The sequence below is a fragment of the Streptomyces sp. H27-H5 genome (genome assembly GCF_026627505.1).
Lineage (GTDB): Bacteria > Actinomycetota > Actinomycetes > Streptomycetales > Streptomycetaceae > Streptomyces.
The window spans coordinates 1-25,753 of the sequence record NZ_JAPNLK010000101.1; the positions used below are offsets into that span (position 1 = coordinate 1).

Sequence of the window (25,753 nt, forward strand, 5' to 3'; positions counted from 1 at the left end):
CTCAAGCGTCTCCACTCGGCAGTTGGTTACCGGCCTCCGCGGGAAGTCCATGCCGAGTTTGAGAATCTGCGACTCGCCGCATGAATTAATCGGTCAGATCCCTGTCCGGAAAACGCGAGGCCCCTCAGATGGCGCTGAACGCCACGTGCAGCGGCCAGTGCACGGCTGGGGCACCGGCCTGGGGCGGCGCGCCCGTGCTCCTGAAGAACGGCCAGGGCCGGGAGGACGGGACCCTCTCCTACAGCTCGTCGGTCGGCAAGGGCTTCGACACGATCGTCCAGCCCTCCTACCACGTAATCGGGACCATCAAGACCGTCACGGGCGGCGGGCGGCCCGTGAACACCCGCCTGGACTGGCCCGGCCCCAAGGTGCGCTGTGACGACAAGGTCGGGAGCTGGCCCGGATGCATCGTGGACGGGCACACGGCCAACGTGACATACCACCGGTCGCTCTACAAAGGGGCGGCCGTCGCCTACGAGTGGGCGCAGAAGAACCTCACGGGCAATTTCGGCACCCCCGGCCACCTGTTGAACCGGTGGCATGTCGACCCTCTTGACCCGAACGCCAAGGGCAGGCGTGCCCTGACCTGTGACCGTGGGCCGTACAAGTTTCCCCGGGGTGCCACCGGCATCCCCAACGACTCGTGTGACGAGTACCCGTTCGCCAAGTCAGTGCAGGGCGGGAACGACGGTGCCCTGTGTATCGACATCACCCCGCGCGAGGTCAACGGCGTCTGGGATGTCGCGAACGTCCAGGTCGACCGGGGCACCCCGCCCAACGCGCCCTGCATCCGTGCCCATGTCGACGACAAGGACAACTCCGCTGCGGGTTCCGAGTTCGGGAGCGCGGTGACGTCCGACCGCATCATGGAGGGCGAGGAGTTCGAGGTCATCATCGACGCGTAGGCGGCGGGTCTGCCTCCCCGGGCACCCGGGGAGGCAGACCAGGGGCCAGCTGGGTTCCGTCTGGCGGGTCATGCGCGAAGCCACAGGCGTACGGCCGCAACGGTCACAGTGCCGTGGAAGACACAGGCCCGTTTGTCGCACCTCGTGGCAACCGCCCGGTTGATCTGCAACTTTCCGATCAGCCGCTCCACTTCGTTCCTGCGAACGTAGCGGGCCTTCTCGAAGCTGGTGGGCCGGCCGCCTCGGCTTCCACGGTGCAAGCGATTGGCCTGCTGATCCCTCGGTTCAGGGATGATGTGCTTGATCTGTCGGCGCCGCAGGTAGCGGCGCGGTTGCGCCGAAAGCTGTAGGCACGATCGCCGCTGAGGTGGTCCGGGCGGGTGCGCGGGTGCCCGCCTATCGGCGGCGGGACGCGGATGCGCTCCAGGACCGGAATCAACTGAGGCGCGGCGCCCCATTGTCCGGGTGTGATCAGTAGGGCCAGGGGCCGCAGGCCGCCTTCACCAACTAAGCGGATCTTTGTAGTGAGGCCACCGCGGGAGCGGCCAAGACCTTCATCGTCCCGGTGGTGGGCTGGCCGGGCTCGTCTGCCCGGCACCGTCGGGGCCCGGTGACGGGCACCAGTGGCGTGTTGGTGGGCCCAGCAGATCGTCGAGTCCACGCTCGCCATCTGCGGTGAGGGAGGTTCCCGTGCCGGAGCGGTACTGCACGGCAGCTCCGGGTTCGGGCTGCCAAGACCGGTGTCCTCGCTCTCCGAGCCAAGCCAGGAACTCAGCTCCACTGCCCTCGTTCTCGGGACGTGCGCCGTGGACCCAGTACGGGTTGCTCGATCGCATCTCGGGTTGATGGCGCAGGAGGAGAGTTCGCGCAGCAAGAGCGACTTACCGCTGTTGTTGGGGCCGATGAAGAGAGTCATGCCGTTCTTCGGCGGGGCGAGGGCGACACTTCCCGTGAGACTGATCTCGGTGACGGCATAGGAGACGGCCACAGGCCCCCCGGTACTTCTGTGCGCCGCGTCGTTACAGCGCTACTGGCGCAGCAGCCTACTTGCCGGAAGGCTCCAGGGCCGGGGAGTTGCAGCTGACCTGAGCCGGAGGATCACGCGCGCGGAAGCTCCCGCGGTGGCTTGAGCACGAAGGTCCGCCGAACCACTCACAGCCTGGCGCAGCCTCTCCATCCATGTCATCGCAGGCCAGGCCGGTGATGTACCGGCCTGCGAGGCGGTCATGGCCGGAGTTCGATCCCACGAAGCGGACTCGGTAGGCCGAGCCTGGTTGGCCGGCGCCGGGTGTGCGAGGCGGCCGCCGGACAGGGTGACCGCACCGAGCTGGGAAGCCGGCGCGCCCGTGCCGAGAGCGATCAGCATGATGGAGGCGGTGACGACTTCCGCCCGGCGTCCGCGTCGAGCGGCCATCAGCGTCACGGCTCCCGGACGATCCGCCCATGGGAGCCGATCGGCAACCGGCCTGATCGACGTCTGCTGTGGCCGGACCGTTTCCGCAGGTCAAGGGCGGTCACGGGTCTGGTCCGTTCGGGTGAGGGGAAAACGATCCCGCAGGCCGTGCGGGTTCCCCCACCCGGTGGGTGAGCGAAACGATCGTCCCTGTCCGACGGTGTTCCCGGCCCGTCGCCCTCGCAGTGACCGATGAGGTGCGCCGTGGCTGTGAACTCTTACCGAATCTCGAGAATGGAGTCCCGGCATGGGACTGACGACGGCGACGATCGCCTCCGAACTGGAAGCGGCGAACAAGGTCGGTGACCCGAAGGCCGACCAGATGGTCCGCGACCTGATCGACAACAAGGAGATCGACGGGGTCAACGCCCTGTTCCGTACCATCGGCACCCTCAAACCAGGCCAGGACCTCTCCGAATTGCCGCCCCGTCTGGCGGAGTTCCTCAAGGAGGCCGCGGTCGGGCCGCCGGACTGGTCCGAGGCCGACGTCAAGGCCGCGGAGAGCTTCTTCGCCCACCACCACGGCGAAGTCAGCATGCTCCAGGGCACAGTCGGCCTCATCGGCACCTACCTTTCCCCGACCGGCGCGTTCACCCTCCGCTCAACCGGCCGCCTCGGTGGTGTCCAGGGCCCGGGCCGGCGCCTGTCACAGTCCTCCCGACTCTTCATCGACATGGGCAACACGAACGCCCTGCGCGACGGCACCCTCGCGGCGAACGTCACCAAGGTCCGTCTGGTCCACGCCTCGGTTCGCCAACTCCACAAGAAGAGCGGCGAGTGGGACTACGCCAAGTGGGGCGAGCCGGTCTCGCAGAAGTACACCACCGGCGCCACGTGCGTCTTTTCCACCCAGATCATCCAGGCCATGGAACGTCTTGGCATCGACGTCGCCAAGGACGACGCCAAGGGCTTCATGTGTGCCTGGCACTACGTCAACCACTATCTGGGCACACCCGAGAAGTGGCTCCTTCCCAAGGATCCCGACCTGGTCGAATCCATGTGGAACCACGTGCGCGACGAGGAGTGGAAGAAGACAGACGACGGGGTCTTCATGACCAAACAGGCCATCGACTTCTACAAAAAGTTCTACCCGCCCGGCGTCCACGACGCGTTCACCGCGATGGTCCGCCACGCGTTCACCGACAAGTACGCTGACATGGCCGGCCTGCCCAAGAGCGCCCTTGGCGCGGTCGCCAAACCGATTGCGGCCGGCCACGACATGGTCAGCGGCATCGGCGCCGGCATCCTCGGCGGCGGCATCAAGAAGGCCACCGGCGTCAACCCGTACAAGGAGATCGTCGGCATCGCCTCGAAAAGCTTCAACGAGATCCAGAAGTTCGCCCTCACCCACGACCAGGACGACCAGCCCCAGATGCACCAGGACCTCCACGACAACCGCTGACCACCCCGAACCGTCCCGCACGCCCCCTGGAGTAGGCGCGGTGAGATTCCACGGCACCTGACTGGGCCCGTCGAAGGCACTCGCGGCGGAGCATTCAGACGGGCGGACCGGGCGTGACAGAGGCTGCGAAACCGGCCGCCGGGCTTCCGGCCCGGTGTACCCGCAGACGCCATCCGCGGCCCCCGGTCCGGAGGCCGGCCACCCACTCGGGGCGGCGAGGGAGATTACGCTCGGTGTCGACGCTCTCCGTGGCCACACAACGACGACAACGGTCGCGGCCGACGCGAGCACGCGCACCCCTACGCCCCGCCTGGGTAGCCCCAGGGGGCACGGGTGGCCGCCCAGCGGCTGCCCGAACACACCGGCGCCACCCTCCTACCCGACGCCAAGATCGTCAGCGCCAACCTGCGCCTCGATGCTCAACAAAACCCAGGAACCGCTCCTGCCCGGTGTCGTTGGCGAGAGCCCTCGCGCAAGCAGGCAGCCCGGCTCCGCTCGCGTCGCCGGCGCCCGCCGGGAGTTCGGTGATGATGGCGGGGATATCGGGAACGCCCGGTGTCAGAATCCGCTTGGGGTGGGGGCGTCCGCGTCTTAGCAGGTCACCGCGAAACTCGGTGTAGCCGAGGGCTGTTCGTACCAGGCCAGGTGGGGGACCGGTCCTGGCCCGGTCCGCCGAAGATCCCGCTGCGCTGCGTGATACCGAGGGCCTGGCCGTCGGCGATGTCGGCGCTGCGCAGCGAGTAGGCCGGCACCGGGGGCAGGAAGCTGTACGGGTCGATCTCCCGGGACATTGCTCGTTCTCCAGTCGAGAGAAGCGGGGTGCGTCTCTGCGCCCTGCACGGCCCGCGGCCCGGCCGTTCGGCCTTCGGCGCGCGCGGGAGCGGATCGGGAGAGGGAGCCGGCGCCGGAGTTACGGCGCCGGCCCGGGAGCCAGGGGGCCGGCCTTGTGAAGCCGGCTGCCGGCTGGTCAGAGGTGTTTGTTGTAGAAGGGGATCAGGACGGCCGGGGCCTGTTCGGTGGCTTCGGGCTTCCAGTACAGGTCGTAGTGGGACTGGCCGGGGACGACGAGGATGTCCTTCTCCTGCGAGCGGGCCCGGTTGAAGAGCTCGAAGCCGTCGCGGTAGGCGCCGAACTCGCCCGGGATGGCGCCGACCACGATTTGGAGGGGCTGGGTAAGGAGCTGGTCGGCCAGGTGGTAGGCGTCCCAGCCGATGGCGGGTCCCATGTGGGAGAACAGGGACTTGTTGACGCCGTTGGGCTGCCGGCCGCGGTGGGTGCGGTAGTACTTGGTGGCCTCCAGGACGTCGAGGGCGGTGATGCCGAGCTCGGCGGCCTTGTCCGGGGAGTCGGGCAGGGCGACGTCGACGCGCGGGTCTGCGCCGCGGGCTTCGGCCGTGCGCTGTTTCGCGACGGCGTCGAGGGTGGTGATGGCGGCGTCGGGGCTGAGGTCGCCTTCGCGCATCATGCGGCCGAAGTTGACGTCGGTGACGGTGCCGACGGCCTTGAAGCGGCGTTCGGTCATCGCGGCGTTCACGGCGTAGCCGCCTCCGCCGCAGATGCCGAGGACGCCAATGCGGTCCTCGTCTACGTAGTCGAGGGTGACGAGGTGGTCGGCGGCGATGTCCAGGCTCTTGTTCGCGTCCAACCAGGCCAGGGAAGCGCACGCCCAGGAATAGACCTGGACGGCCACCGTGCAGACCCACTCCTGTCCGCGTGTGCCATCGGCGGATCCCGCGCTGGACAAGGGCTTGACCCATTGGCTGTAGGAGGTGTCCGTCCTCTGACCGGTCGTCGCGGATCGTGCGCCGCGCAGCCCTCGTACCGGCGCGTCGAGCGGGTCAGGCGGGCGTGAGAGAGCCCGGCCGGCTGACTCCGAGCCCGGCCGGGCTCTGCGTGCGTGGTGTATCGCTGGCTCAGAACGCGTCGTCGCGCAGGTAGCGATCGTCGTGCGCGTCTTCCTCGCGGCGGCGCTCGACATCCTCGTGGCGCTCCCCGCCGCGCGAGGGGGTGCGCGGCTCGGGGTGGACCGGGTCCTGACCGGGTCGCTGTGGGCGCTGCTGTTCCTCGCGGCCCTTGCCCGGCTCCTGGCGCTTGTCCTGCTTACCGCCCATGTCGGCTCCTCGGTGCGTGGGGGTGTGGATTCCTCCCGCCCAAGCTGGCACAGAGCGTTACTTCGCGCACCTTGGCGACTACTGATGGTGGCGGAGGGTGGTGTTGCGCCCGATACGGCAGATGCCCGCTGTCGGACGCATGTAGCAGTGCGGGTCCGGCTCGCTGACGAGGGGCATTCAGCGTGTGTCCGGCCATTCCTCGCGCAGCATCCCAAAGAGCACGGTGTCGTGCCGCTTGCCCTCGACCAGCACGGTGGACCGACGTCGCCCCTCCTCGCGGAAGCCGACCTTGGTGAAGGCTCGGACCGCCCGCTCGTTGCCGCTCCAGGTGTCGAGTTCGATCCGGTGTAGCCCGAATACTCCGAACAGGTGCCGCACCAACAATCGCAGCGCTTCGGAGCCATGGCCGCAGCCCCATCGGTCCCGCTCGCCAATGGTGACGCCGACCGTGGCCAGCCCTGCGAACGGGTCCAGGTCGCGGTAGTCCACCATGCCGATCACCGTGCCGTCGGCCAGGTCCTCGACCGTGAAGACGGCCGATTCCCTCGGGTTCAGCCGCAGCATCGTCTCAAAGCCGAGCGCGATGGCCTCCGCCGTGACCGGGCCGAAGCACGGGTTACCGCCGGCGGCCCAGTGGACCACTTCCGGATCGTTGCGCCACCGAACGTGATGCTCCGCATCCTGCGCGCGAAGGCTTACCAACTTTCCCTTGATCATGAACAGAGCATAGATCTCGGGACACTGTTGACGATCTTGAAATCGGTGCCCCGCATCCGACCCCGTCCCCCATCCCCTCATCCCCTTCGGGCCAGTCCATCCCATGGGCTGCCCGGTGAGGAGCTGTGCTCAGGTGTGCTGGGGCACCTCGTCCTTCAGGAGGCCTCGCATCGAGGCGCGAAATTCCGGGGTGTCTTCATGACCGTGCACTGCGACAGCGTGCGAAGTCGCTGCCCGCAGGACTTCTTCCTCCTCGCCCGCGATCGTCAGCGTGCAATGCGTTTCGCTGGGGTGCTCCCTGCAGTCCATGACCTTGCGCATGGCGTGCCTCCCGTGCTGGTGGCGGTGCCGCTGACGGCGCCCCCGGAGGGGCCCTGGATGCGAGGGCCGGCGCATACGGGGCCCTTCCGATCCTCCTCCTTCTCAGCCGAAAACGAAAGCTTCGGCTGAGAAGCTCACGGGCGCGCCCGCAACCGCAGTGCGGGAGCCCACTGGCTCACTTCGGCATCACGGCCCGCGTATCGTCGCATCCACCATCTTCCGCGGATCGACAACGCCCAGGCTAGTGCCGCCCGCCGTTGCCCGGGGGGCTGTCGCGTCTGCTCCTGCTTCGGCTGAGGTGTCTGTAGGAGGGATGGGCGAAAAGGGGAGTGGCGTCCGTGAGTCCGTCGGTGCCCCGAACGCCGTCCCACGCTGTCGATCGTGGGACGGCGCTGCCGGCGGCGGTTGCTCGACACGGCGACGGGGGATCCCGGCTGAGGGTGGGGCCCGGGCCCTTTCTGGTGTTCGTAGCCGGAGTCGCGCTCGGCATGAGCCTCCTCTTGATGGCTGTGGGTGGTGGACCGAAGTTGCCGTAGCCCTGCGTCTCATGCGGTCGCAACCCTTCAGTGGGGAACCCCACGTGCTCCCGCTCTTCGCGGGCGCTACGGACTGCCGAGTCATCTGCGCAACAGCATGCTGTGGGCCCAACGGACCCCGCCGGGCTTCCGGTTCGACGTCAAGGCTTTCTGCTCACCGGCCATCCGACCCGCACCGCAGCGCTCCCCGCCGACTTGCGGCAACAGGGCGATCCCGCCCGGGTGCGGGCCGACACCGGATTGCTCAAGGAGGTGTGGCAGCGCTTCAGCAGTGCTCTTGAGCCCCTGCGCGAGAGCGGGCGGCTGGGAGCTCTGTTGTTTCAGTTACCGCCGTCGCTCGCTCCCGGGTCGAGGGCCGAGCGACTGGTCGAGGAGTGCATCGGTCGGGCAGAGGGCTGGCCGGTGGCCGTGGAATTCCGTCACCCCGGATGGTGGAGTGCGGAGAGACGGGCGGCGACGGCCCGGCTCCTCGCCCGGCGCGAAGTGGCCACTGTCGCCGTCGATACGGCCCAGGGACTGCCGGCATCCGTTCCTCCGGTCGCGGCTGTCACCACGCCGTCCCTGGCCGTCGCCCGTTTCCACGGGCGCAGCCCCCGGTGGGGCTCCACCGGTCCCGGGAGCAAGGAGGAGAGCTACCGCCACACAAATACTGAGGCCGAGCTGACGCCGTGGGTGTCACCTGTGCGGGCGATGTCGGGGCAAGCAGACTCCGTACACGTCCTTTTCAACAACTGCTGCGCCGATGCGCCCGTGCGGGCAGCGGGTACGATGCAGCGCATCCTCGGAGCGGACCCGCCCTCCATGTTGCGCGGGCCCGAATGGCGGAGCGGTCACAGCGGCACGGGCACTCCGGCGGCCAACGCCATGCCGACGCTCGTTGCCCTTGCGGTACTCGGCATCGGCTCCTTCTTCCGCCTGGCATACGCCTTGGGTGAAGCCCACTTCTCCACACCGGCACGCTGCCGTCCGGGCAGCCTCCCGGCGGCGCAGCAGCTCGCTGGTGGCCGCGTCCGCAGGCAAGCCTCCAAGTGCAGATCGGCCAAGGTCACGTCCACGGCCATGGCGAAGGAGGTCAAGGTGGTCAACAGCCGCAGCTGTGGAGCCAGTCGGGCAACGGCACAAGGCCGACTTGGGTTCCGCGTGGACTCGTCGCGATGCGGGAACAGCGGACTCAGTTCGGTGACCCGGACGCCGGTGTTGCCCCAGAGCTGTGCCCTGCGATCCGGGGCTGCGTTGCGGCCCCGCTGTCTGCCTCGGCGGCGTCGGCGAGGGCTTCCGCGGCGGCTTCCGCCGCTTTCGCCGCGTCTTTCGCGGCCTGGACGGCCAGGTCGTCGGAGGACGCCTCGCGGGTGGCGGCGGACTGGGGAAGGGATTCGGTGAAGGCGCGGGTGACGTCCTGGAGGGCGGAGGTGACCTCGCCGGGTATCACCCAGAACGTGTTGCCCGGCCCCTGCGCGAGCTGGGGGAGTACCTGGAGGTACTGGTAGGCGAGCAGTTTGGGGTCGGGGTCGTTGCGGTGCACGGCTTGGAAGACTTCGTCGATGGCCCTCGACTGGCCCTCCGCCTTGAGGATCTCGGCGGTCCGGTTGCCCTCGGCGCGAAGGACGGCGGACTGCTTGTCGCCTTCCGCGGTGAGGATCTGGGACTGGCGCTGCCCCTCGGCCCCGAGGATGGCGGCGCGTTTGTCCCGCTCGGCCCGCATCTGCTTCTCCATCGCATCCTTGATGGACTGAGGCGGGTCGATGGCCTTGATCTCCACCCGGTTGACTCTGAGCCCCCACTTGCCGGTGGCTTCGTCAAGGACACCGCGGAGCTGGTTGTTGATGGTGTCCCGCGAGGTCAGGGTTTTTTCCAGGTCCATGGATCCGACGACGTTGCGCAGCGTGGTGACCGTCAGCTGTTCCACCGCCTGGAGGAAGTTGGCGATCTCGTAGGCCGCCGCGCGCGGGTCGGTGACCTGAAAGTAGAGAACGGTGTCGATCTCGACCACCAGGTTGTCCTCCGTGATGACCGGCTGCGGTTGGAAGGAGACGACCTGCTCACGCAGGTCGATCACCGGGTAGACGCGGTCGACGTACGGAATCACGACATTGAGCCCGGGCTTGAGGGTGCGGTGGTAGCGGCCCAGCCGCTCGACATTGCGGGCACGGGCCTGGGGAACTATGCGTACCGCCCGCACCACGGTGAGGACGGCGAGGATCGCGACGAGCAGGCCGGCTATCAGAAGCGCGGAAATCTCCATGGGCTCACTCCCGGGGATAGACGAGCGCGGTCGTGCCCTTGATCTCCATGACATCGACGGCTGTGCCGGGAGGGATCACCAACGTCTCGTCGTAGGCACGCGCCGTCCACTCCTCACCACCGATACGGACTCTGCCGCCCAGCTTCGACACCTCAGATGTCACATAGGCGGCCTCGCCGACGAGGGCGTCGACACCGAAGCGTCCGTCCCCGTTCGGCGGTGAGGACAGGCGGCGAAGGGCGACCGGGCGTACGAAAATCACGCCGAACGCCGACACGACCGCGAACAGTAGGAACTGCCAGGGCAGGGGCAAACCGACAGCGGCGAATACGGCTGTGACCAGAGCTGCGCCGCCCAACAGCCCGAGCGCGGCGGTGAGAGTGACTATCTCCACCGCACCCAGGACCAGAGCGGCAATGAGCCAAACCAGCCAGGGCTCCATGCCTTACGCCTCCTCGTGAGTGAAGGAGAGCGCTAATTGCGATCTTTGTGGTTGTTTACCCGATAATTGTGCTGGAAACCGGCCTTGCGATTCGACGGATGTCGCAGCGTCGCGGGGTCGGCCGTCTGGGCCGAGATTCTGGGGTCGCAGGAGGCACCAACGCCTCAGATGGGAGGAGGGCGACCGTAGGGGCCATGGGTACAGCCGTTGGCGCGAAGTACTTGGATCTTGTTCCCCGGGTGCCGAGGTGAACCTCGAAAGGGACCTGCGGCGACGTGGACGACGCTGGGAAGGCGAGGTCAAGCAAGCGTGTGTTGTCATCTTCCACGGCCTGGACGACCACTGTGATGCTGCAGCTCGTCCATGGCACCGACGGCTTCGCGGAGAACGTCGGGGACAAGCTCGGCTTCGTCAAGCGGCAGATCACAGGGGATCTGAAGGGCGGTTCAAAAACACATCGAGTACGCCGGCCGTGAGACCGGATTCTGGCGCGACGATGTCTGACCCCGAAACCGAATCAAGATCGCGTTCCAGGGTGTGACTTTAGAGGCGCTCAGGCCGGGGAAGCGGGGATGGGGTGTGGCAGGGCCCGCCCGAGGGTGCGGTTCGGGCGGGCCCACTGCGCGGCGACGCGGGCTACGGCGCGTCGTCACGCATGTCGTCGTCCCTCTCCTGCGCACGCTCGCGCGAGGGGTTCTGGGGTTTACCTGGGCTGGGCGGCCCTGCACGTCCTTCGGCTCATCCTGACGAGGGCGTAACCAAGAGTGATCGGTCTCCGTGAGCAAGCCTTCCTTCCCGCCGGAATGCCCCGCCTTCTGAAGGCGTCAGACCGGGAAGGCTTGACCACTTTCGGCACTCGTGATCGCCCCTGAGACAGGGCGTCGGCGATTGAGCCGCCGGTCTTGAGGTCCACGTCGACACGTGTCGCAGCCGACGTTGGGCGACACTCCTTCGAGCGGCGACGGGTGCCGACGTGCGCGGACGGGACGGAGGCTGGGCGCATGGCCGTCAAGTTGAACGTCTGCCGGCCGGACGCAAAGGGCCGGCGCCGAGTCCGCTGCCACGGCATCGCCACCGGGGTTGACCACCACTCGGCACGTATCGCGTATGCCTCGCCGAGGCCGGACTCGAGCACGCCGACGACGTGGATCTCACCGATCCCGCGTTAGTGGAGTGGAGGCGCCGGCCTCTGAGGAAGGGAACCGTCCGTGTGACGATGCGGTCGGGCTGGACGCCGGGCAGCCATCCGGCGTCGAAAGCCGAGAGGTCTCGTGCGCGCTGAGCCCGCTCCTCGATCAGCCGGCGAAACCCCGCCAGCGCGTACCGCTCGCCGGTGGCCGAGCCGCGCCCGCGGATACCCGCGACATCGGCCATGAGCTGCTGAGGCTGGGGCTGCCAGCCGACGACCAAGACGCGCAGTCCCAGGCTCTCCGCCCGCCGGTGCACGGCCAGGAGGCGGAGCAGGCCGTCGGCGTCCACGGACATTGCGCCATGCAGGTCGACCATGACGTCCCGCTCGTCCACAGTGACATCGTCCAGCGCCCGCTGGAGCGCCGCGCCCGCTTCCTCGTCAAGTGCCCCGGTGACGCTTACCAGGACCGTGCCGTAGCGCTGAACGTTCGTGGTGATCAATGTGCTCTCCTCCCACCGGGAGCGTTGGAGCCCTCGGAGCTTCCATTGTCGGCAGGGTCAGACCATGCATCTCAAGCCCTCAAGGCCGGTGAATGGACGGTCGTCGCCGTCATCGCGGTCGTCGTCGCCTGGCAGGCGTTCGTGGCCCGCAGATCGGACAGCCGGCAATTGGCCCTCTCGCTCTATGACGCATCCATCGCGAGCAGAACGTGCCCTACGTCATCGGGACCGTGCGCGTTCACCCCCGCCGACCTCGATCGCAGACTCCGCCGCGAGTCGCGCAGGATCCGGCTCCGACCCCACCTCATCGACGGCTGTCTCACCGCCACCGGCCTGGCTTACAACCCACCGATTCCACCTCGAAATCCTCAGTACCTGTGCGCGATGACGGCGAGGGGCACCCGCGCGTGGTGGATGACCGCGTGCGTGACGGGTCCGATGTGCGCACCGACCGGCGACCGGCGGATGCGGCGGCCGACGATGAGCAGGCCTGCTCCAGACGCCTTCTCCAAGAGTTGATGTACCGGGTGGCCGGCGGACGCATACTCGATGACGTCGATCGCCGGGTACTTCTCTCGCCAGGGCCGCAGGACGTCGCTCAGGCTGGTCCTCGCGCTGAGGTCGAGTTGGGCGTGCACACGTGGGTCGTAGGCCGACCCGTAACCGGCCACCGGGGGGAGCTTCCAGCTGAACACGGCGTGGAGCGCACAGTCCCGCAGCGATGCCTCTGTGAACGCGAACGACAGGAGCGCGTCGCACGGGCGGCTGAGGTCGAGCCCCACCACCAAGGGGCGATCGTGGGTGTGCGTGCTGCCTGAGGACGCCTCGGCATCCTCGCCGGCGCGCACCAGGACGACGGGCCGCTCCGTGGTGTGGACGACGGCCATGGCCACGGAACCGAGGATGTATCCGGTGAGGCTGCCCAGGCCGCGGGAGCCCAGGACGAGCAAGCTCGCGTCCTCCGCGATCCTCGTAAGGGAGGTGGCCGGTGGGCCGTCGATTGATTCGGTGCTGACGACCACTCCGGCCTGGCTTGTGAGAAGGTCGTCCGCCGCCTCGCTCAGCAGAGCGTCCGTCCAGTGACGGCGGACGTCGGCTGTGAGGGCGGGAGCGTCGAGCGGTGCTGTCGATTCCTCCGCGTGGACGAGGTGCAACGGCACGTTGCGAAGGTGTGCCTCGCGGGCGGCCCATTGGCCCGCAGCGACACTTTCCCTGGTTCCGTCGAGGCCTACGACGATGCGGTCGTTCATGGTGGCTCTTCCCTGTCCTTTTGGGGTGGCCCTACGCCCCTTCACGCGCCTGTCGTGTCGTCGATCGCGTAACCGAGGTGTTGAGCCACCGAGGTCACCCCGTCCACAGTCCGGCACAACCGTTCGATCACGGGGATGAGGCTCTTGAACTTCACGGTTCCGTGAAGCTCTACGCGGCCGTCTTTCACCTCGACCGTGACGACGGTGGGGTCTTGTTGGAGGGTGCGGTCGAGGATGTCGCCTGTGATCTCGTGGCTGATCTCGTCGTCTTTGCGGAGGAAGATTGTCAGCAGGTCCCGTCTGCTGACGATTCCGACGAGCACGTCCTTTTCGTCGACGACCAGAAGCCGCTTGACTCCTTGTGCCTCCATCAGTCTGGCGGCTTCCGCCACGGTCCAGTCCGGTTTCGCGCATACGGCGGGAGCCGACATCAGTTCCTCTGCCCGTGAGGCCCCCGCCTTGTCCTGCCCCCAGGCCTCGCGCCGGGGAAGAGACCGGAAGTACTCGCCCTGGTCCGAGGGCTTCGCCAGCATGTCCCTCTCGGAGATGACGCCGAGGGGGTGACCGGAAGAGTCGACGACGGGGACTGCAGAAACCTCATGCTCGATGAGCGCTCGGACGATGTCCTTGAAGGTGGCGTCCGGGGGAACGGCGATGACCTCCCGGGTCATCAGCTCTCGTACTTCTCGATGTCTCATGGTCATTTCCTAGCGCTCATCGGCGGGCGATGCTCCGACCGACATGCCACTGACTGGCTGACGGGCGCGGGGCCGGCGGGTGCCACCGGCGAAGACCGCGCGGCTTTGCCCGAGCCCTACGCGGGGGCAAGCGCCTCGAGTCGGCAGCGGACGCCGACGATGCCCTCGACCGATCGTGTGAGGTGTTCGGCCATCGGGATCACGTCGCGGTCCGTACCTGACCGGTAGTGGCGATCCCCTGGTCAACGGTGACCGCCACGCTCTTGTGGGAGAGCGGGAAGAGCCGCTCGACGACGGTGTGGCGGATCTCGGAGGCGAGATCCTCGTCGGTGCGGAGGAAGACCTTGAGGAGATCTGCGCGGCTGACGATGCCTTGGAGCGTGCCGTCAGCGTCGACCACGGGGAGGCGCTTGATGTGCCGGTCCGCCATGAGGCGGGCGGCCCGGGGCAGGGTGGCGTCCGGGCGGATCGTGACGGCGGGGCTCGTCATCAGCCCCTCTGCCTGTGTGGAGCCGGCTTTGGCGGTCTCGCCGAGTCGGCGCATCTGCTCGATCAGGCCGGGGCCGCTCTCGTGGAACTCCTCCTTGGGCAGGAGGTCGGCCTCGGAGACCAGGCCCACGACGCGTCCCTCGCCTTCGATGACAGGGAGAGCGGTGACCTTCCAGCGCTTCATCGCCGCGGCGATGTCCTTGAAACCGGTGGAGGGCGTGACGGCGATGACCTTGCGGGTCATGACGTCGGCGACGGTGTACGGGGTGGAGGTCATGGTGAGTCCTCAACGTGTGTGGCGATTGGGGTTCCGCCGCTGGTCGGGACGAGGGCCGGGCGGCGGGAGTGAAATCGTGTGGAGCCGAGGATGGTGTTCATGGCGATCAGCCTTATCTGCGTTCCCATGCTGCTCCGTCGCTCAAGGTTTCGGGAGGGCCGCGCGGTGTACATGCGGGGATCCGTCCGGCCCTGGTCAGCGGATCAGGACGGCTTCGCCCGACTTGGGGACCACGGCCGTCCAACCCAGCTCGTGGTCGATGCGGTTGCGGAGGGTCTCGGCCGCGGTTTCCTCGCCGCGGTGGTGTGCGGGGGTGGGGCGGCGCGCAGCCATTCGATGATCTGGTCGGCGTCCGCGTGTGCCGAGAAGTGCGGTACATCGGCCACCTCGGCGCGTACGGGGACGTATTCGCCGAACATCTTCAGGGTGCGTGCGCCGTCGACGAGGTCGCGGGCTCGGGTGCCTTGGGCGGCGAAGCCGACGATCACTACGGCGTTGCGGGAGTCGGGCAGGATCCGGGGGAGGTGGTGCAGGACACGGCCGCCGGTGGCCATGCCGGCGGAGGATACGATGATCGCCGGCCCGCCGGCCTTGTTGATCTCGATGGACTCCTGCACGGTGCGGGCTGCCAGGAACGGCTCGGGGCTGATCGCCCCTTCGCCCCGGGCGAGGACCTCGGGCCGTATCTCGGGGGAGTGGGCGCGCAAGGCGTCGCGATAGACGTTCAGGGCGGCCAGGGCCATGGGGCTGTCGACGTAGACGGGTACGTTGCCGGGCAGGGTGCCGTCGCCGCGCAGAGTGGCGAGTTCGTGCAGGACGACCTCGGTGCGGTCGATCGCGAAGGCGGGGATCACGACCGTTCCGCCCCGGGACAGGGTGCGGGTGATCACGGTGGCGAATCCCCGGCGGGCGTTCTCGTGGTCGCGTGGACGGTCGCCGTAGGTGGACTCCATCAGCAGGACGTCCGCGCCGGAGAACGGCTCGGGCGGCAGCAGGAGCGGGTGTCCGGGGCGGCCGAGGTCGCCGCTGACCGCGAGGGTGTGGCCGTCCTCCAGGGTCAGGTGGGTCCAGGCGGAGCCGAGTATGTGGCCGCCGTGGTGGAGGGTGAGCCTGGTACCGCCCATGATCTCGATGTCGCTGCCCACGGGTACGGGGTCGAAGAACTTCACGGTGCGGTCGACGTCGTCATCGTCGTAGAGGGGCTTGGCGGGCCGATGCTTGGACCAGCCGTGTCGGTTGGCGTGCTCGGCCGCCTCCATCTGTAGGCGGGCGCTGTCGCGAAGGGCGATCTCGGCGAGACGTGCGGTGGCCGCGCTGGTCAGGATCGGGCCACGAAAGCCATGCCGTACCAGACGGGGGAGGTAGCCGCAGTGGTCCAGGTGGGCGTGGGTGACCACAACGGCATGGATGTCGGAGGCGTCGCACGGGAACTTGTCCCAGTTGCGGCGGCGCAGGTCCGCGACACCCTGGAAGAGTCCGCAGTCGACGAGGATCCGGGTGTGGTCGCTCTCGACCAGGAACTTGCTGCCCGTGACCGTCCGGACTCCGCCGAGGAACCTCAGCAGGGCCGGACTGAGGGTGGGTGAAGGGACCGGATGGAACATGGCAGCGGCCCTCCTTTCGGGGACGGGTGCCGGATTCCACCGTCGCACCCGGCATCGCGCGAGGGAGAGACCCCAGTTCCCCTCGAAGGGGCCGACCGGCCCAAGCGGCACGTGGTCACAAGGGCACAGCCTGGCGGTGAACGATTCCCGCGCCGCACAGAGAGGCCGCAGTGATGAAGGCACTCGTCTTCCAAGGTCCCGGGCAGACATCCTGGCAGGACGTCCCGGATCCCGCGATCAAGGACGCCGCCGATGCGATCGTCCGGGTCGACGGCGTGACGATCTGCGGCACCGACCTGCACATCATCAAGGGCGATGTACCCGAGGTGACAGCCGGCCGTGTCCTGGGGCATGAAGCCGTCGGAACCGTGGTCGAGATCGGCGGCGTCGTACGCAGCGTCCGTCCGGGCGATCGCGTCCTCGTCTCCTGCATCTCCGCCTGTGGCCGCTGCCGCTTCTGCCGTGAGGGCCACTACGGACAGTGCCGCGGGGGCGGCGGCTGGCTGCTGGGGCACACGATCGACGGCACCCAGGCGGAGTACGTCCGCGTTCCCTTCGCCGACCTTTCCGTCCACGCGCTCCCCAGTGCTGTGAGCAGCCACGATGCCGTGCTGCTCGCCGACATCTTCCCAACGGCCTACGAGGTGGGCGTGCTCAACGGGAATGTGCGTCCCGGAGACACGGTCGTCGTGGTCGGTGCCGGACCCATCGGCCTGGCAGCCATCGCGACCGCCGGACTCTACAGCCCCGGGCGGATCATAGCGGTCGACCTCGCCGCCTCCCGCCTGGCAGCCGCGCGCGACCTGGGCGCCGATGCCACGGCCAGTGCGAGGGAGGAGCCTGAGTGGTTGATCGAGGATCTCACCGAGGGGCTCGGCGCGGACGTGGTGATCGAGGCCGTGGGTGTGCCCGAGACGTTCGAGATGTGCACCCGCATGGTTCGCCCCGGCGGGCACGTCGCCAACATCGGCGTCCACGGCAAGGCCGCCACCCTGCACCTGGAAGATCTCTGGATCAAGGACGTCACCATCACCACCGGTCTCGTCGACACGCACTCCACCCCCATGCTGTTGCGCATGATGGCCGCAGGCCGCCTCGCTGGTGCCGCGATGGTCACCCATCGTTTCGAGCTGGACCGGATGGAGGAGGCGTACGACGTCTTCGCCCGGGCCGCCGATACCGGCGCGCTCAAGGTCGTGCTCGGAGGACCGCAGCACGACATCCTCGCCGTACCGCCCCAGGAGCAGTGAGTGCCATGAAGAGCACGCCGAGCATCCGCCCGCAGCAGCCCGGTGGGCCGGACGGACGCACCGACCTCGGCCGCCGCGTGGCGGCCCGTCGCACCGGCCTCGGGATCAGTCGTGAGGAGCTGGCACGCCGGTGTGGTGCCGACGCCAACTACATCGCCTATCTGGAGGAGCACGCGGCCTCCCCGGCCGTCGGTCTCCTCGTCCGCGTCGCCGACGTTCTCGGCGTCACCGTCGATGATCTGACCGGCGCGAGCGCGAGCAGCGTCCCCGGCCGTTCCACAGCCCGTCGCGACACCGCCCTGACTCCGCTGGAGGAGGACGAGTGCCGAACGCTGCTGGGTACGCACGGAGTCGGACGCATCGCCGTTTTCACCCCCGAAGGACCGGCTGTTCTTCCGGTCAACTACCTGATCGCGGGCTCGGACATCGCCTTTCGCACCGCCGTGGAAGCCCTCGCGGCCAGGGCTGCGGGCACGGAGGTGGCCTTCGAGATCGACAACATCGACGATGTCACCGCCGGCGGTTGGAGCGTCCTGGCCGTGGGTGAACTGGAAGCCGTCACGGACTCCGAGGAGGTCCGGCACCTGACGGCCGCGGCCCGGTCCCAGCCCTGGGCCGGAGGCCCGCGCACCCACTGGATGAAACTCACTCCCGTCCGGCTCACCGGTCGACGCGTGGCGCACGAGTCATGAGCGACACGGGCGCGGTCGTCTTCGACACCGACGGCGTGCTCCTCGCCACGGCGGTCCGCCATGCGGCTGCCTGGAAGACGACCTTCGACGACTGTCTCACGCAATGGCAGCCGCCCACGGGCGACGGGCCTCCGCGTCCCTTCGACGCCGTGCGCGACTACCGGGACCTGGTGGACGGAAGGTCCCGCCTCGACGGCGTACGCGCGTTCCTCTCCTCCCGACACATCGACCTGCCCTCCGGCACGCCACAGGACCAGCCTGGATGCGCCACCGTCCATGCGGTTGCCGCTCGAAAGGAGCGGATCTTCTCCGAGGCCCTCATGACCCGCGGTGTCGACGTCTTCGAGGACGTCCGTCCCACGCTCCGGCGGCTTCGGGCGATGAACGTCAGATCTGCGGCCGTCTCGGCCTCTCGGCACGCTCGCCTCCTGCTGCAGGCCACGGGCCTCGACGCCTTGCTCGACGCCGTGGTAGATGGACAGGACGCCGCCGCGTTGGCCCTGCCGGGGAAGCCGGACCCCGCCCTCTTCCTGGCCGCCGCGGCCCGCCTTGAAACGGCTCCGGCGCGGGCCGCGGTGGTGGAGGACGCCTTGGTCGGTGTCGAAACCGGGCGTGGCGGGCGTTTCCGTCTGGTCGTGGGGCTCAACCGGGACGGCGGCCCATCGGCGGACCAAGCGCTGCTCGCGCATGGTGCCGACCTCGTGCTCCCCGGTCTGGCGGGTCTGCCTGCCGCCCTCGACGACGGCCGGCATCGGTGAACGCCCACTGGCGCTGGGAGTACCACCGCTACGATCCCAAGGAGGAGCGGCTGGTCGAGTCCCTGTGCACTCTCGGCAACGGCCGCTTCGCCACGCGAGGTTCGGCTCCCGAGAGCGTCGCCGACGACATCCACTACCCGGCCACGTACCTCGCCGGCTGCTATGACCGCCTCACCTCGACGGTCGCCGGGCGAGAGATTTCCAACGAGGACATGGTCCGTCTGCCGGACTGGACGGCCCTGCGCTACCGCTGCCTGCCCGACGACGCACCGCCCGGTGACTGGCTGACTCCGGACCATCCGACCTTGCGACACTGCCACGTCTCTCTGGACCTGAGGGGAGGAACGCTCACCCGCCGCATGCTCTTCCATGACATCAGAGGCCGCCGCCTGGGCGTCACCCACACCCGCCTGGTCCATCTCGGTGACCCTCATCTGGCCGCGCAACGCAGCGTGTTCAGCGCGTATGGCTGGCAAGGCAGGATCGAGGTTGAATCCGTGCTCGACGGAGACATCGTCAATGCGGGGGTGGACCGATACCAGGCCTTGGCCGGGCGGCACCTCGTCGAGCACCGGAGCGGAGTGGAGGCGGAAGGCATAGCCTGGCTGGCCTGCACCACCGCCACCTCCCGCCTGCGGGTGGGACTCGCCGTACGTACCTGGGCACGGCCGCCGGCGCCCGTCGGGAGAGCCTGTACGGCCACCGTCGCCCGGCAGACGTTCGTCCTGCCGATCAGACGCGCGGCACAGGTCGTGATCGTGAAGACCGCGGCGCTGTTCACGTCGCTCGACCGCCCCTGGGGCGACCCCGTGAGGAACAGCGCCGAGCACGTGGGGCACCCTCCGGACTTCCCCACCCTCCTGGCCTCCCACAAGGCGTCGTGGCAACGGCTGTGGAACGAGGGCGAGGTGAAGGCACCTGGCGAGACCGGAAGAATTCTGCGTCTCCACGCCTTCCACGTCCTGCAGACACTCTCGCCACGGACGGCGGAACTCGACGCAGGCGTGCCGGCCCGAGGCCTGCACGGGGAGGCGTACCGGGGGCACGTCTTCTGGGACGAACTCTTCGCCCTCCCCTACCTCGCCCTTCACTTCCCTGAGACCGCGCGCGCCCTGCTGATGTACCGGCATCGGCGTCTGCCCGCAGCCCGGGAAGCCGCTCGGCAGATCGGGGCCAAGGGCGCGATGTTCCCCTGGCAGAGCGGCGGTTCCGGAGCGGAGGAGACGCAGCGCCTGCACCTCAATCCGCACTCCCGGCGCTGGCTGCCCGACCATTCCCGCCTCCAGCGCCACGTGGGTTCGGCCATCGGCTGGAACGCGTGGCAGTACGGCCAGGCCACCGGCGACACCGGCTTCATGCATGGCCCCGGCGCCGAACTCTTCCTGCACATCGCACGTTTCTGGGCCGGCGCCGCGACCTGGGACCCCGGCCTCGGCCGCTACCGGATCCGAGGCGTCGTAGGCCCGGACGAATACCACGACGCCTATCCGGACGCTCGGGAACAGGGAATCGACGACAACGCGTACACGAACGTCACGGCAGCGTGGGTGCTCGCCCGGGCTCTCGACCTGTACGGAGGACTTCCGATGGCCAGGCGCGCCGAACTGCGCGCGCAATCGGGCATCGGCCCCGACGACCTCCACCGCTGGGAGGACGTCTCGCACCGCTTGTACGTGCCGTTCCACCGTGACGTGATCAGCCAGTTCCACGGCTACGGCGCCCTCGCCGAACTGAACTGGGACGCCTACCGCGCCCGCTACCACGACATTCGCCGCCTCGACCGGATCCTGGAGGCCGAGGGGGACACGCCCAACCGCTACCAGGCGTCGAAGCAGGCCGACACCCTCATGCTCGGCTACCTCTTTCGCCCTGCGGAACTCGCGGGGCTGTTCTCCCGCCTCGGCTACAGCCTGGACGACGAGCTCTGGCGACGGACGGTCGCGTACTACCTGCGGCGCACTTGCCATGGCTCGACGCTCAGCAGCCTCGTCCACGGTTGGATCCTCGCCCGGCAGCAGGGCGAGGGCGCGTGGCGGTACTGCCAGGAGGCGCTGCTCAGCGACATCACCGACGTCCAAGGCGGTACCACCGGTGAAGGCATCCACCTCGGCGCCACGGGCGGCACGCTCGACCTCGTCGAGCGCGGGTTCGTCGGGCTCGATCCGGGCGCCGACGGCCTGCGCGTCGACCCGGTGCCGCTGTCGGAGGTGCCGGCCTCCTCCTTCTCGGTCTGCTACCTCGGGCACCGGGACGTCCGCATCACCTTCCGCCCCGGGCGAATCGGCATCAAGGTTCCGCCGTCCCCGCTGGGCCCCGTGCCCCTCGTGCTGCCCGGAGACCGGCTTGAGAGCGTTGCCGCAGGTCAGGAGAGGTGGTTCCGCTTGCCCCGACAGTGAGGCAGGGCCCGCCGGCATCAGCCGGTTCGGGCAGTGGCCGCCCCTGCGGCCGCTCCGCGTGGCGAGGCGAACCCGCTTCGCACACTGTGGATGTACAGCGATCGGAAGGTGAGTCGGGATGGACAGGCAGCTTGAGACTCCGCGGGTCGTAGTGGGCATCGACGGATCACCCTCGTCCCAGGCAGCGCTGCGCTGGGCGGTCCGGTACGCGGGCCTGGTGGGCGGGACGGTGGACGCGGTCGCCGCGTGGGACCTGCCCGGCGCCGGAACGTGGTCGGCCCCGGCGGTGGACGCCGACTTCGACGAGGAGGAGGCCGAGCGTCGTCTGGTCGAAGAGGTCCGTACGGTCCTCGGCGAGGGCGGCGCTTCCCAGGTGCACGAGCGCCTGGTGCGGGGCAACCCGGCCGAGGTCCTGGTGGATCAGGCGCAGGGCGCCGACATGCTGGTCGTGGGCAGCCGCGGCCACGGAGGATTCCGCCGGGCCATGCTCGGGTCGGTGAGTCAGCAGGTCGCGCTGCACGCTCCCTGCGCGGTCACCATCGTCCGGCCGGACGCGGTCGCCGCGTAGTCCCTCGGCGGGCGCCCCGAGCGCCAGAGGGCCGTAGGCGCCTTCGGGGCGCGGCGGGCTTCGGCCGCCGGCTCCGGTGGGAGGGGGATGGCTCATACGGGGCTCCTGGCAGGGGAGGGCTCGACGGGGACAGCCTCCCACGGCCGCCTGGTCCCTGGGGTGGTTGCCCGTGGCCGCCGCCCGCATCGGGCGGCGCGACCCGGTGCGCCGCCTGGGCACCCGGTTCGCGCGGGTGTGTACCGGACCCCAGGTCGCGTTTCGGTCGGTAGAATCGTGACTGCGGAGCCCTTCGGGGGTGGTCGCAGCGGCGGTGGGGCCCGCCGTACCCGAACCGCGGCATCGCGCCGCCAACGGTCCCTACTTGCGTTTGGCGCGTGCCCGAGACGGGTGCCCAGCAGGTAGGAGACGTATGTCCACCCCAGCTTTCCCCTCCCGCGTGGCCGAGCCCATCAACCCGGACGTCGAGGTGCCTGCGGCCGGCCTTGGCCGCGACGCGGCCGGCGGGCAGTGGCTTGTCGTCGCCGTCGTCGCCCTGGGGGGTGCCGCCGGGGCGTCGGCCCGTTACGGGGCCTCGCTGATATGGCCGACCGCGCCGGGCGGCTTCCCGTGGACGACGCTGGGCGTCAACACGGCGGGGTGCGCGGTGATCGGCGTGTTCATGGTCGTGATCACACAGCTCTGGTCCGCGCACCGGCTGGTGCGGCCGTTCTTCGGCACCGGCGTGCTGGGCGGGTTCACCACATTCTCGACGTACGCGGTCGACATCCACACACTGATGACCGGAGGCCGGATCGGGGCGGGGCTCGTGTACCTGGTCCTGACGGTGATGGCCGCGCTGGCGGCGGTGTGCAGTGCGGTGTGGGCGACCCGCCGCGTAGTGGCGTGGAGGCAGCGATGACCAGGCTCACGGGCAGGGCCCTGCGGGTGACGATCTTCATCGGGGAAACCGACCTGTGGCACCACAAACCCGTCTACACCGAGATCGTCCACCGCGCCCGGAAAGCCGGCCTGGCCGGGGCCAGCGTGTTTCGCGGCATCGAGGGCTTCGGCGCGTCCTCGCTCATCCACACCCAGCGGCTGCTGTCCTTGAGCGACGACCTCCCGGTGGCCGTGATCATCGTCGACGCCGACGACAAGGTCCGCGCCTTCCTCCCCGAACTGGACGAGCTGGTGGGATCCGGGCTGGTGATCCTGGACGACTGCGAGGTCATCCGATACGCGGGACGGGAGAAGAACACGTGAACTGGCTTCTGGTGGCCATCGGCGCGGCGGTCGGCGCCCCTCTGCGCTACCTGACCGACCGGGCCGTACAAAAGCGGCACGACAGCGTCTTCCCGTGGGGGACCTTCACCGTCAACATCGTCGGCTGCCTGATCCTGGGCCTGCTGACCGGCGCGGTCACCGCCGGGGCCGCGTCCTCCCACGTGCAATTGCTGGTCGGCACCGGACTGTGCGGGGCCCTGACCACCTATTCGACGTTCTCCTACGAGACACTGCGCCTGACCGAGGACGGCGCCACGTTCTACGCCGCCGTCAACGTGATCGCCAGCGTGGTGGCCGGCCTCGGCGCCGTCTTCGCCGGCCTCGCCCTCGCCAAAGCCCACTGGGCGTGAGCGCCGGCCCCGCCCCCCGGCCCCGCCCCGGCCCCGAGTTCTCGGCCAACGGGCAGCAGCAGGTGTCGGGGCCACGCAGTGGTCCAGGCCCAGTTCGCGAAGTCTCGCTCGGGTCGGTGGAGGCCTGGTGGACGACGACGATCGTTGCGTGCAGCGGCAGAACGGTGGAGATCATCGGCCTGAACGGCGCCTGAGCCGACCGCCACGGCAAGCTCACCGGAGAACTCGCTCCAGTCACCGACGCAGCCCGCTCCCCGGGCTTTGCCGGCGCCGGGGGGTTTGATCAATGGGAGCGTGTGCTCTACAGGCGGTAGGCGGCGATGCCGATCAGGACGATCGCGGTGACGGCGATGCCCACCAACCCAGGCCAACCGCCGATCAGCGCGCATACGGCCACGACCGCGAAGGCGGCCAGCAGCAGCGCGGCGAATGCCTGCGCCGACCATCCGCGGTCGTCGAGGTCTTTGTCTTGTGCTCGGTTCCTCTGGGGCTTGGTCACCGTGATCACGCTATCCAGTGGGCCGACGGTTTTCACCCCCGGGTCGGTCACCACGTGGCGGCGCAGAGCGGCGACGGCCGGTGGCTTCGGCCGCAGGCTGCCCGCGCACGACGCCTGCCCGGCCCACTGGCGGACGCCGGCCGTCCGAGGCGGCGCTGTCAGGCCAGGGGGCCGACGGGGGTGCCGCTGCCGGTCACCGGATCGTTCGCGGCGCCGGGTCGGGGCAGTGTCCGCGTGGACATGGGGATCACCGGGTCCACAGCGAGTGCGTGGCGCCGGGTGTAGGGCCGCGGACCACGACGCCCCGAACTTGAGGCCGCGGCCGGGCCGCACCTACCGGGAGTTGCTTGGCCGGCCTTGGACGGCCAGGTGCTCGAAGTCACTGAGCATTTTCAGCGGTGAGTCTCCAGTGTGAGGATGGCTCTGGCGATTGACGTGAGCTTGATGGGGCTGAGACGGGCTTTGCGGAGGATGCGCCAGGTTTTGATTCGGGCGATGGCTCTCTCGACTGGCCGGCGGAGACGGGAGTGTGCCCGGTTGACGGCCGCCTGTTTGACGGTGAGGTCTTTGCCGGGCCGTCGCCGGTGGGGGACGGCGACGACGTCGCCCGCTCCCTGGTAGGCCTTGTCCGCCAGGACGGGGATGCCGAGGCGGACGCAGGTGGCGATGATCCGGTGCCGGCGGGCCGCGGTGAGATCGTGGATCCGGCCCGCGAGTGCGGCGGAGATCCAGACAAGGGTTCCGTCCGGGGCGGTGACGACCTGCAGGTTCACGCCGTGACGGCGGTGTTTGCCGGATTAGTCGGCTCGGCTGTCGCCGACCCGGTCGCATTCGGCGAGAGTCCCGTCGAGCAGGACGTACCGGGCGTCCGCCGCTCGCAAGGCCGCGGTCAGGCCCGGCGCCCGGCCGGCCAGGAGCGCGACGACGGCGTGGACATATGCGTGGGCGGTGCCCACGCTGATCCCGAACCCGGCGGCGATCTGGTGGAGGGTGTCGTTCTTGCGGAGGTACACCAGTGCGGCCAGCGCCCTGCTTGCGGGCGGGAGTTTGCACCGTCTGTCACCCTCGCGGGTGACGATCAGCATCGTCACCCACTCCACGAGTGCGTGTGGGACATCGAGTACGGCACGATAAGGAACCAACAGAGCCCCACCGGGGACGAGCTGAGCCTAGACAATTCGCTCAACACCCGTGGGGCTCTGCCCGTTCCACCACCAGCATCACGTCACCCGATCGGTGGCCACGCTGAAAATGCTCACTGATTGGGATGCGCGCGACAAGATCGCTTCGTAAAGGACACGCTGGCGAGGTCGTCTGCTGGGACTCGAACGGATACGACTTCGGAGGTGGCTGTGCCCGAACTGTGGGCTGGTACGGATGCGGGCAAGGCCGAGCATCACTGCGTGGTGCTCGACTCTGACGGCCAGCGGAAGCTGTCGCGACGGGTGGCCAACGATGAAAGTGCACTGATCGAACTGATGGCTGATGTCCTCGCGCTGAGCGAGGACGGGCCGGTGACGTGGGCGATCGACCTCAACGCTGGAGGGGCCGCGCTGATGATCGCGCTGCTGACCGACAACGGGCAGCGGGTCCTCTACATCCCCGGCCGCACCAGACATCACGCCTCCGGCTCCTACCGAGGCGACGGGAAAACCGACGCGAAGGACGCCTTCGTCATCGCGGACCAGGCCCGCATGCGCCGCGATCTTCAGACCGTGCACCGCGGTGACGAGATCGCTGTGGACCTGCGCATCCTCACCTCGCGCCGCCTCGACTAGTGCAGCGCGTCGCAGGTCCTTTGCCGGTTGGGCGTGGCTGGATTGGTGACGCTGTGTGAGCGCGCAGGCATCCTGCGGGAAGCGGTCCTCGGACGACCCGGCTTCGGTCCGGCACACGGT

24 protein-coding genes and 6 pseudogenes are annotated in these 25,753 nt (G+C 68.9%); 15 read left to right on the forward strand and 15 right to left on the reverse strand.

Going from position 1 to position 25,753, the window contains the following annotated elements; translation table 11 throughout:
• Positions 1–128: 128 nt before the first annotated feature.
• On the forward strand, positions 129–905 hold the full coding sequence (locus OTB19_RS34580) for a NucA/NucB deoxyribonuclease domain-containing protein (RefSeq protein WP_267802692.1): 777 nt from the start codon (positions 129–131) through the stop codon (positions 903–905).
• A gap of 68 nt (positions 906–973) precedes the next feature.
• On the opposite strand, the pseudogene OTB19_RS34585 reads toward OTB19_RS34580, so the two are convergent.
• Positions 974–1,575: pseudogene (locus OTB19_RS34585) on the reverse strand (IS5 family transposase); the annotation flags it as partial.
• A 417-nt stretch (positions 1,576–1,992) separates the two neighbouring features.
• On the opposite strand from OTB19_RS34585, the pseudogene OTB19_RS43775 reads away from it, so the two are divergent.
• Both OTB19_RS43775 and OTB19_RS34590 read left to right on the forward strand, forming a co-directional pair.
• Positions 1,993–2,172, forward strand: a pseudogene (locus tag OTB19_RS43775) (IS5/IS1182 family transposase); the annotation flags it as partial.
• A 433-nt stretch (positions 2,173–2,605) separates the two neighbouring features.
• Positions 2,606–3,760, forward strand: coding sequence for an oxygenase MpaB family protein (locus OTB19_RS34590; RefSeq protein WP_267802693.1), 1,155 nt, complete (start codon positions 2,606–2,608; stop codon positions 3,758–3,760).
• A gap of 599 nt (positions 3,761–4,359) precedes the next feature.
• Here the strand turns inward: OTB19_RS34590 and OTB19_RS34595 are convergent.
• From OTB19_RS34595 to OTB19_RS34615, 5 genes are all read right to left on the reverse strand, one after another.
• A complete protein-coding gene (locus tag OTB19_RS34595; RefSeq protein ID WP_267802694.1) occupies positions 4,360–4,551 on the reverse strand; it encodes a hypothetical protein in 192 nt (63 codons plus the stop codon).
• Positions 4,552–4,727: 176 nt separating this feature from the next.
• The gene (locus tag OTB19_RS34600) at positions 4,728–5,450 is read right to left on the reverse strand and encodes an alpha/beta hydrolase (protein ID WP_267802695.1); all 723 of its coding nucleotides are present in this window, start codon (positions 5,448–5,450) and stop codon (positions 4,728–4,730) included.
• 223 nt (positions 5,451–5,673) lie between these two features.
• Complete coding sequence (locus tag OTB19_RS34605; RefSeq protein WP_267802696.1) at positions 5,674–5,871, reverse strand: hypothetical protein; 198 nt, start codon at positions 5,869–5,871, stop codon at positions 5,674–5,676.
• Between the two features lie 177 nt (positions 5,872–6,048).
• Entirely contained in the window at positions 6,049–6,588 is a 540-nt protein-coding gene (locus tag OTB19_RS34610; RefSeq protein WP_267802697.1) for a GNAT family N-acetyltransferase, read from the reverse strand.
• Positions 6,589–6,717: 129 nt separating this feature from the next.
• The gene (locus OTB19_RS34615; protein ID WP_267802698.1) at positions 6,718–6,909 is read right to left on the reverse strand and encodes a DUF1059 domain-containing protein; all 192 of its coding nucleotides are present in this window, start codon (positions 6,907–6,909) and stop codon (positions 6,718–6,720) included.
• A gap of 788 nt (positions 6,910–7,697) precedes the next feature.
• On the opposite strand from OTB19_RS34615, the pseudogene OTB19_RS34620 reads away from it, so the two are divergent.
• A pseudogene (locus OTB19_RS34620) lies at positions 7,698–8,162 on the forward strand (DUF72 domain-containing protein); the annotation flags it as partial.
• Between the two features lie 454 nt (positions 8,163–8,616).
• Here OTB19_RS34620 and OTB19_RS34625 read toward each other — a convergent pair.
• Both OTB19_RS34625 and OTB19_RS34630 read right to left on the reverse strand, forming a co-directional pair.
• Positions 8,617–9,687 carry an SPFH domain-containing protein gene (locus OTB19_RS34625; protein ID WP_267802699.1) on the reverse strand — a complete coding sequence of 357 codons (1,071 nt, stop codon included), beginning with the start codon at positions 9,685–9,687 and terminating at the stop codon, positions 8,617–8,619.
• A gap of 4 nt (positions 9,688–9,691) precedes the next feature.
• Complete coding sequence (locus OTB19_RS34630; protein WP_267802700.1) at positions 9,692–10,129, reverse strand: NfeD family protein; 438 nt, start codon at positions 10,127–10,129, stop codon at positions 9,692–9,694.
• A gap of 347 nt (positions 10,130–10,476) precedes the next feature.
• On the opposite strand from OTB19_RS34630, the gene OTB19_RS34635 reads away from it, so the two are divergent.
• On the forward strand, positions 10,477–10,605 hold the full coding sequence (locus tag OTB19_RS34635; RefSeq protein WP_267802701.1) for a hypothetical protein: 129 nt from the start codon (positions 10,477–10,479) through the stop codon (positions 10,603–10,605).
• 532 nt (positions 10,606–11,137) lie between these two features.
• On the opposite strand, the gene OTB19_RS34640 is transcribed toward OTB19_RS34635, so the two are convergent.
• Positions 11,138–11,761 (reverse strand): STAS domain-containing protein, encoded by a 624-nt coding sequence (locus OTB19_RS34640; RefSeq protein WP_267802702.1) that lies wholly within the window; start codon positions 11,759–11,761, stop codon positions 11,138–11,140.
• 240 nt (positions 11,762–12,001) lie between these two features.
• On the opposite strand from OTB19_RS34640, the pseudogene OTB19_RS43780 reads away from it, so the two are divergent.
• Positions 12,002–12,121: pseudogene (locus tag OTB19_RS43780) on the forward strand (IS630 family transposase); the annotation flags it as partial.
• 8 nt (positions 12,122–12,129) lie between these two features.
• Here the strand turns inward: OTB19_RS43780 and OTB19_RS34645 are convergent.
• The 4 genes from OTB19_RS34645 to OTB19_RS34660 form a co-directional block, all read right to left on the reverse strand.
• Positions 12,130–13,011 carry a universal stress protein gene (locus OTB19_RS34645; protein WP_267802703.1) on the reverse strand — a complete coding sequence of 294 codons (882 nt, stop codon included), beginning with the start codon at positions 13,009–13,011 and terminating at the stop codon, positions 12,130–12,132.
• 41 nt (positions 13,012–13,052) lie between these two features.
• The gene (locus OTB19_RS34650; protein WP_267802704.1) at positions 13,053–13,709 is read right to left on the reverse strand and encodes a CBS domain-containing protein; all 657 of its coding nucleotides are present in this window, start codon (positions 13,707–13,709) and stop codon (positions 13,053–13,055) included.
• Positions 13,710–13,908: 199 nt separating this feature from the next.
• The gene (locus OTB19_RS34655) at positions 13,909–14,475 is read right to left on the reverse strand and encodes a CBS domain-containing protein (protein WP_324290571.1); all 567 of its coding nucleotides are present in this window, start codon (positions 14,473–14,475) and stop codon (positions 13,909–13,911) included.
• 203 nt (positions 14,476–14,678) lie between these two features.
• Positions 14,679–16,079, reverse strand: a complete 1,401-nt coding sequence (locus OTB19_RS34660) for an MBL fold metallo-hydrolase (protein ID WP_267802705.1) — start codon at positions 16,077–16,079, stop codon at positions 14,679–14,681.
• 173 nt (positions 16,080–16,252) lie between these two features.
• On the opposite strand from OTB19_RS34660, the gene OTB19_RS34665 reads away from it, so the two are divergent.
• From OTB19_RS34665 to crcB, 8 genes are all read left to right on the forward strand, one after another.
• Positions 16,253–17,329, forward strand: coding sequence for an alcohol dehydrogenase catalytic domain-containing protein (locus OTB19_RS34665; protein WP_267802706.1), 1,077 nt, complete (start codon positions 16,253–16,255; stop codon positions 17,327–17,329).
• Positions 17,330–17,334: 5 nt separating this feature from the next.
• Positions 17,335–18,021, forward strand: coding sequence for a helix-turn-helix domain-containing protein (locus tag OTB19_RS34670; protein WP_267802707.1), 687 nt, complete (start codon positions 17,335–17,337; stop codon positions 18,019–18,021).
• Positions 18,018–18,779, forward strand: a complete 762-nt coding sequence (locus tag OTB19_RS34675) for an HAD family hydrolase (protein WP_267802708.1) — start codon at positions 18,018–18,020, stop codon at positions 18,777–18,779. The genes OTB19_RS34670 and OTB19_RS34675 overlap by 4 nt, the downstream gene beginning before the upstream one ends.
• Positions 18,776–21,175, forward strand: coding sequence for a glycoside hydrolase family 65 protein (locus OTB19_RS34680; RefSeq protein WP_267802709.1), 2,400 nt, complete (start codon positions 18,776–18,778; stop codon positions 21,173–21,175). Before OTB19_RS34675 ends, OTB19_RS34680 begins: the two co-directional genes overlap by 4 nt.
• A 118-nt stretch (positions 21,176–21,293) precedes the next feature.
• Positions 21,294–21,743, forward strand: a complete 450-nt coding sequence (locus OTB19_RS34685) for a universal stress protein (RefSeq protein WP_267802710.1) — start codon at positions 21,294–21,296, stop codon at positions 21,741–21,743.
• A 409-nt stretch (positions 21,744–22,152) separates the two neighbouring features.
• Entirely contained in the window at positions 22,153–22,641 is a 489-nt protein-coding gene (locus OTB19_RS34690; RefSeq protein ID WP_267802711.1) for a fluoride efflux transporter FluC, read from the forward strand.
• Positions 22,638–22,985, forward strand: coding sequence for a DUF190 domain-containing protein (locus tag OTB19_RS34695; RefSeq protein ID WP_267802712.1), 348 nt, complete (start codon positions 22,638–22,640; stop codon positions 22,983–22,985). Before OTB19_RS34690 ends, OTB19_RS34695 begins: the two co-directional genes overlap by 4 nt.
• A complete protein-coding gene (gene crcB, locus OTB19_RS34700; RefSeq protein WP_267802713.1) occupies positions 22,982–23,356 on the forward strand; it encodes a fluoride efflux transporter CrcB in 375 nt (124 codons plus the stop codon). The genes OTB19_RS34695 and crcB overlap by 4 nt, the downstream gene beginning before the upstream one ends.
• Positions 23,357–23,657: 301 nt before the next feature.
• Here crcB and OTB19_RS34705 read toward each other — a convergent pair whose 3' ends face one another.
• Both OTB19_RS34705 and OTB19_RS34710 read right to left on the reverse strand, forming a co-directional pair.
• Complete coding sequence (locus OTB19_RS34705; protein ID WP_267802714.1) at positions 23,658–23,855, reverse strand: hypothetical protein; 198 nt, start codon at positions 23,853–23,855, stop codon at positions 23,658–23,660.
• Positions 23,856–24,247: 392 nt separating this feature from the next.
• Positions 24,248–24,997: pseudogene (locus tag OTB19_RS34710) on the reverse strand (transposase).
• Between the two features lie 204 nt (positions 24,998–25,201).
• Here OTB19_RS34710 and OTB19_RS34715 point away from each other — a divergent pair.
• A pseudogene (locus OTB19_RS34715) lies at positions 25,202–25,630 on the forward strand (IS110 family transposase); the annotation flags it as partial.
• Positions 25,631–25,753 lie beyond the last annotated feature (123 nt).

What these genes read in the sequence shown, in the direction of transcription:
- OTB19_RS34630 (WP_267802700.1), bottom strand. Translation starts at nt 10,129, where the DNA reads ATGGAGCCCTGGCTGGTTTGGCTCATTGCCGCTCTGGTCCTGGGTGCG.
- OTB19_RS34595 (WP_267802694.1), bottom strand. Translation starts at nt 4,551, where the DNA reads ATGTCCCGGGAGATCGACCCGTACAGCTTCCTGCCCCCGGTGCCGGCC.
- OTB19_RS34675 (WP_267802708.1), top strand. Translation starts at nt 18,018, where the DNA reads ATGAGCGACACGGGCGCGGTCGTCTTCGACACCGACGGCGTGCTCCTC.
- OTB19_RS34635 (WP_267802701.1), top strand. Translation starts at nt 10,477, where the DNA reads ATGCTGCAGCTCGTCCATGGCACCGACGGCTTCGCGGAGAACGTCGGG.
- OTB19_RS34590 (WP_267802693.1), top strand. Translation starts at nt 2,606, where the DNA reads ATGGGACTGACGACGGCGACGATCGCCTCCGAACTGGAAGCGGCGAAC.
- OTB19_RS34690 (WP_267802711.1), top strand. Translation starts at nt 22,153, where the DNA reads ATGTCCACCCCAGCTTTCCCCTCCCGCGTGGCCGAGCCCATCAACCCG.
- OTB19_RS34625 (WP_267802699.1), bottom strand. Translation starts at nt 9,687, where the DNA reads ATGGAGATTTCCGCGCTTCTGATAGCCGGCCTGCTCGTCGCGATCCTC.
- OTB19_RS34660 (WP_267802705.1), bottom strand. Translation starts at nt 16,079, where the DNA reads ATGTTCCATCCGGTCCCTTCACCCACCCTCAGTCCGGCCCTGCTGAGG.
- OTB19_RS34670 (WP_267802707.1), top strand. Translation starts at nt 17,335, where the DNA reads ATGAAGAGCACGCCGAGCATCCGCCCGCAGCAGCCCGGTGGGCCGGAC.
- OTB19_RS34580 (WP_267802692.1), top strand. Translation starts at nt 129, where the DNA reads ATGGCGCTGAACGCCACGTGCAGCGGCCAGTGCACGGCTGGGGCACCG.
- OTB19_RS34665 (WP_267802706.1), top strand. Translation starts at nt 16,253, where the DNA reads ATGAAGGCACTCGTCTTCCAAGGTCCCGGGCAGACATCCTGGCAGGAC.
- OTB19_RS34605 (WP_267802696.1), bottom strand. Translation starts at nt 5,871, where the DNA reads ATGGGCGGTAAGCAGGACAAGCGCCAGGAGCCGGGCAAGGGCCGCGAG.
- OTB19_RS34650 (WP_267802704.1), bottom strand. Translation starts at nt 13,709, where the DNA reads ATGAGACATCGAGAAGTACGAGAGCTGATGACCCGGGAGGTCATCGCC.
- OTB19_RS34695 (WP_267802712.1), top strand. Translation starts at nt 22,638, where the DNA reads ATGACCAGGCTCACGGGCAGGGCCCTGCGGGTGACGATCTTCATCGGG.
- OTB19_RS34615 (WP_267802698.1), bottom strand. Translation starts at nt 6,909, where the DNA reads ATGCGCAAGGTCATGGACTGCAGGGAGCACCCCAGCGAAACGCATTGC.
- OTB19_RS34645 (WP_267802703.1), bottom strand. Translation starts at nt 13,011, where the DNA reads ATGAACGACCGCATCGTCGTAGGCCTCGACGGAACCAGGGAAAGTGTC.
- OTB19_RS34685 (WP_267802710.1), top strand. Translation starts at nt 21,294, where the DNA reads ATGGACAGGCAGCTTGAGACTCCGCGGGTCGTAGTGGGCATCGACGGA.
- OTB19_RS34610 (WP_267802697.1), bottom strand. Translation starts at nt 6,588, where the DNA reads ATGATCAAGGGAAAGTTGGTAAGCCTTCGCGCGCAGGATGCGGAGCAT.
- OTB19_RS34655 (WP_324290571.1), bottom strand. Translation starts at nt 14,475, where the DNA reads ATGACCTCCACCCCGTACACCGTCGCCGACGTCATGACCCGCAAGGTC.